The sequence below is a fragment of the Streptomyces sp. MZ04 genome, assembly GCF_004684775.1.
Lineage (GTDB): Bacteria > Actinomycetota > Actinomycetes > Streptomycetales > Streptomycetaceae > Streptomyces.
On record NZ_SRIC01000435.1, the window covers coordinates 1 to 4841 of the forward strand.

At 71.3% G+C, this 4841-nt stretch carries 5 protein-coding genes and 1 pseudogene; 2 read left to right on the forward strand and 4 right to left on the reverse strand.

Annotation, left to right across the window (positions count from 1 at the left end; genetic code table 11):
- Together E2651_RS41205 and E2651_RS41210 are read right to left on the reverse strand one after the other, a co-directional pair.
- Positions 1-1197 (reverse strand): serine protease (locus tag E2651_RS41205; protein ID WP_135336395.1); only part of this gene is annotated, 1197 nt, incomplete at its 3' end.
- A gap of 98 nt (positions 1198-1295) precedes the next feature.
- Entirely contained in the window at positions 1296-1658 is a 363-nt protein-coding gene (locus tag E2651_RS41210; RefSeq protein WP_135336396.1) for a trypco2 family protein, read from the reverse strand.
- Between the two features lie 180 nt (positions 1659-1838).
- Between E2651_RS41210 and E2651_RS41215 the strand changes: the two genes are divergently transcribed.
- Positions 1839-2357: an FBP domain-containing protein gene (locus E2651_RS41215; protein WP_135336397.1), complete on the forward strand. Its 519-nt coding sequence runs from the start codon at positions 1839-1841 to the stop codon at positions 2355-2357.
- A 44-nt stretch (positions 2358-2401) separates the two neighbouring features.
- Here the strand turns inward: E2651_RS41215 and E2651_RS41220 are convergent, their stop codons facing one another.
- Both E2651_RS41220 and E2651_RS41225 read right to left on the reverse strand, forming a co-directional pair.
- Positions 2402-2794 carry a (2Fe-2S) ferredoxin domain-containing protein gene (locus E2651_RS41220; protein ID WP_135336398.1) on the reverse strand — a complete coding sequence of 131 codons (393 nt, stop codon included), beginning with the start codon at positions 2792-2794 and terminating at the stop codon, positions 2402-2404.
- Positions 2795-2835: 41 nt separating this feature from the next.
- Complete coding sequence (locus E2651_RS41225; RefSeq protein ID WP_167829063.1) at positions 2836-4182, reverse strand: 6-phospho-beta-glucosidase; 1347 nt, start codon at positions 4180-4182, stop codon at positions 2836-2838.
- Positions 4183-4335: 153 nt separating this feature from the next.
- Here E2651_RS41225 and E2651_RS41230 point away from each other — a divergent pair.
- Positions 4336-4841 (forward strand): annotated as a pseudogene (locus E2651_RS41230) (hypothetical protein); the annotation flags it as partial.

Below are 4841 nucleotides of genomic sequence, written 5' to 3' on the forward strand. Positions count from 1 at the left end.
GGTGGGGGCGGTGGCGTTGAGGGTCTCGTGCTTCCACTCCCCTTCGGCCCTGGCCAGGAGCAGGAGTCGGGTGGGGTGGTGGGCGGTGCGGAGATGCTCGATCAGGCGGCGAACCTGGTGGGGCAGCGTTTCGGCGTAGTCGACGACGAGCAGCCGGGGTCGAGCGGTGTCCAGGACGCTCCAGTCGGGTCCGGGTCCTGCGGGGTCGTCGGTGAGGTTGGCACGCAGGTGCCCGGTGATCCAGCCGGCGTCGCGCAGCAGGGCGGTCAGCCGGCGGGCGAGGCGGGTCTTGCCCTGCCCGCCCGGGCCGGTCAACACCCGTACCGCTAGGGTCTGCGGCTGCTCACGGTGGCACCAGTCGCGGAGATCGGCGAGCTCGGTGTGGCGGTCGCGGAAAGAGACGGCTTCGACGTCGGCCTGCAGCAGCATCGCCGGGGAGCGCAGGTCCCGTTCCTGGGCGGCGGGGGCCAGGAGCGCGGCCGGCTCGACGGCCTCCAGGATGGGCTCCCAGCCGCTGTGCTGGTGGAGCAGGGTGCGGAAGGCGGGTTCGGCCAGCAGGTCACCGGCGCGGACCGCGGTCAGCCTGGCCCCATGGGCCGCCTTGCGGTCCCGGCACAAGACCCCGACCAGCAGGTTCCCGTTCCCGGACAGCAGCGCTGCCCCCGAGATTCCCGACCACTTCGTGGCCTTGGACCCGGGCGCCGGGGCGAAGGCAGGCAGCGGGTCCAGGCTCAGGACGTCGTAGCGGCCGCCCGGGCCGCCGGTGGCGGGGTTGATGTGTCCCTCGAACTGCTCGACCCTGCGGACGGTCGCGTCCTTTTGCAGGCGGGGGAAGCCGCAGGCTCCGACGGGCCCCGGGCGTGTGCCGATGAACTGGCCCCAGCGTTGGGGCGGGTGGGCGCGCAGATCGTGCAGGGAGGCGGGCACCGGCCAGTCGGCTCCGTCGTCGACCTCGAGCAGGGCGGCATCGACGAGATCGTCGTGCCGGCACCACCGCACGGTCGCCGCGAACTGTCCGCCGCCATGTTGGCTCACGAGAACCCCGCCGTGCCCGTCGGCCACCGCGTCGCCCAGGACGTGCGCGGCGGTCAGGACCAGCCGCGGCGCCACCAGGTAGCCGCTGCCGAACCGCGGCTTGCCGTCCGCGCCTCGGTCCGGCCGGGGAACGCGGATCTGAACCACCCGGTCGGTCTGCATGTTCTCCCCCTTGCGCGGCGTGGTTCACGGCGTGGTTCACGGCGTTCTTCACGGCGTGGTTCACGGCGTGGTTCACGGCGTGATCGCCAACCGTCGTACTAGTCCTCGTCGTTGACCTCGTCGTTGACCTCGTCCTCGTCCTCATCGTTGACCTCGACGTCACCAGGATCGCCGCCCCCCGGCAGGTGCGGCTTGAGGCATACGGTGACCGTGTGGGTGGTCCCGCGGGTGCTCTCCTTCTTGCCCCCCAGGCCGATCACACTGAACCGCAGCCCGCCGTCGACGCCGCGGGTGCGGGCCAGTTCCATGCCGAGCTCCACCGTGATCTCGCCCAGACCGAAACCGACCCCCTGGTCCCCATCGGTGACCACGCGCCGCTGGGCCTCGGCGATCTGCTCCCGCAGGAGTGTGATCGCATCCGCGAGGTCCAACTCGTCGTCCCCCGCGCCATTCCCGGCCATCCCGTCCCCTTCCGTCACGCCCCCGCTCGGACCACGGACACCGGATATCAGCGTCCCACCTCCTAGGGGTCGGGAGGAGGGGGAGCAGCTCCTGCCACCAGAAGCCACCCGAAGAGCCACCCGAAGAGCCACCAGAAAAGGAGAAGACGCCATGAGGCCCCGATTGATAACTTCCGGATCATGAAACCCATCGGCGAGAAAGAGATCCGCGCGTCCTTCGTCAACTGCTCCAAGGGCGAGGCCCGCCGGCTCACACTCCCCGCCGGCTTCGCCGAAACCCCCTGGTCAGACCTCGACTTCCTCGGCTGGCGCGACCCCAAGGCACCGGACCGGGGCTATGTGGTGGCGGAGCGGGACGGCGCGTACGTGGGCATCGCGCTGCGCGCGTCGACCGGCGCGCGCAGGAGCCTGCTCAAGTCCAGCATCTGCTCGGTCTGCGTGACCCCGCAGTCCGGCTCGGGCATCACCCTGCTCGTCGCTCCCCTGTCCGGTCCCGCGGGCCGGCAGGGCAATTCGGTCGGCATCTACGTCTGCGCGGACCTGGCCTGCTCCCTCTACGTACGGGGCAAGAAGACGACGGCGCTGGCCCGCCGCTTCGACGAAAGCCTCACGCTCGAGGAGCAGAACGCCCGCACGATGGCGAACCTGCGGAGCTTCCTGGACAAGGTCCTGGAGAGCTCCTCCCAGCCGGCGGCCTGACCATCCCCTGCTCACCCCCTGCTCACCCTCTGCTCACCCCCTGCTCACCCCTTCCCGGGCTCGACCATCTGCAGCTCCAGAGTGGCCGACGGCTGACCCCCGAGCCCGGGCCCACCGGCCTCGGCCCAGGCGACTATCTCGTCGACCGACGCGTCGTCCACGGCGAAGCCGATCCATACCGCCCGGCCGCCCTTGCGCCGCCCCGCCCCGGACGGCTGTACGACGATGATGTTCGCCTGCCCGCAGGGCCCGAGGCACTCGCTCGTACGCACGGCGAACCGCCCCGCCGACTCGGCGGCGGCGGCCCGCAGCCGGGCCAACTGCCACTCGTGGTCGATGCCGGGATTCTTGCGGGCGTCCCCGCAGCAGCAGCCTCGGCAGACGACGAGCGTGCAGGGCCTGGCGGCGGCGGATCCGATGGAGATGACGGGACTCATCCGGTGATCATCTCAGCCCGTCGAGCCGGAGTCGTCGGCCCCTATGCCCGGTTCAGATACGCCAACCCCGGATGCGCATCGCGGTAGCCGTCGGCCAGACGCCTCGCCACCGTCAAGGAATCCACCAGCGGATGCAGCGCGAACGCCTTCACCGCGGTGGTGCGGGAGCCGCTGGACGCGGCCTCAAGGACCTCCCGTTCCACCGCCTTGACCGCGCACACCAGGCCCGTCGCGTGCAAGGGCAGCGGATCCACCGCCATGGGGTGGGCGCCGTTCGCGTCCACGGAGCACGGCACCTCGATCACCGCGTCCGCGTCGAGCGCCGTAAGGGTCGTGCGGTTGCGGACGTTGAGGATCAGCGTCGTCCGCTCGTCACGTGCGATGGCCCGCATCAGGGCCAGGGCGACCTTCTCGTACCCACCGGACTCGAGGTCCTCCGCCGCACGCTCACCCACACCCGCGGTTTCGCGGTTCTCCGCCATGTACGTCGCCTCGCGCTCGGCACGCGTCGCGTCCCAGGCCTTCAGAGCCGACGCTTCGCCCCGCCCCACCTCCTCGTAGAAGCGGGCCTGTTGGTCGCGCAGGAACGCCCCCCGGGTCTGCTCGGCCTCCTGGTAGGCGCGCACCGTCTCGCGGTTGAAGTAGTAGTAGTGCAAGTACTCGTTCGGGATGGACCCCAGCGACTGGAGCCACTCCGCGCCGAAGAGCCGCCCCTCCTCGAACGAGCCGAGCAGCTCCGCGTCGCCGAGGAGCCGCGGCAGCTCGTCCCGCCCCCCGATCCGCAGACCCCGCAGCCAGCCGAGGTGGTTGAGTCCTACGTAGTCGATGAACGCCTCGTCCGGATCGCCGCCCAGCATGCGCGCCACCCGGCGCCCCAGGCCCACCGGCGAGTCGCAGATGCCGATGACGCGGTCGCCGATGTGCCGGGACATCGCCTCGGTGACCAGGCCCGCGGGGTTGGTGAAGTTGATGACCCAGGCGTCCGGGGCCAGCTGCCGCACGCGCCGCGCGATGTCGACGGCCACGGGCACGGTCCGCAGTCCGTACGCGATACCGCCCGCGCCGACGGTCTCCTGCCCCAGGACGCCCTCCGCGAGAGCGACGCGCTCATCGGCCGCCCGCCCCTCCAGGCCCCCCACCCGGATCGCGGAGAAGACGAAGTCCGCACCCCGCAGGGCCTCGTCGAGGTCAGTGGTGGCTGTGACGGCGGGCGCGTCCGGCACCCCGGCCGCCTGCTCGGCAAGCACGCGGGCGACCGCACCGAGCCGCCCCGCGTCCAGGTCGTGCAGCACGACCTCCGTGACGCGGCCTTCGGCGTGGTCGCCGAGCAGGGCGCCGTACACGAGCGGAACGCGGAATCCGCCGCCACCGAGAATGACCAGCTTCACGTCTCAACCACCTTCTGTCGGAACAGCCACCGGCCTGTGTCGGTAGAGCCGCTCCGGAGCACCTGTCGGCCTGTCAGAACTCGCCCGTCGACAGAGGTCACGTTACGTACGATTGCCCGGCAGCGATCGACCCCCCACGGAGGTAGCGCACCGATGACACCCCTCAAGACATCCGCGAAGGCTTCCGCCGCCCTGCTCGGCGCCGTCGCGCTGGCGCTGGCGAGCGGCACCGGCGCCCGGGCCGACACGGCCCCGCGCTCCCCCGGCGGCTGGCAGGAATCCGGCAGTTCCACCGTCAACTCGCTCACCGGCAGCCAGGGCCTGGCGAGCCGCGCCGACGGCAGCCTCCTCTACCGGGGCCTCGGTTCGATAGCGGTCGACCTGCGGATCAAGGGCTGGTCGCACATAGGCGACCCGGACATCGCCGACGGCCACACCGTCGACGCCTACCAGGGCGGCGACGACGCGAAGTCGAAGATGTTCGCCGTGACGACGCCCGACGGCAAGCGCCACCTCTACGAGCACCAGCTCGACGCGGGCGAGAAGCTGAACAACTCCTTCGCCTCCGTCTCTCCCGACAACCAGTGGCTGGTGTCGGGGGAATGGGGCGACCAGAGCCGACTCCAGGTCTTCCCCGCCCCGCTCCTCAACCCCTCGAC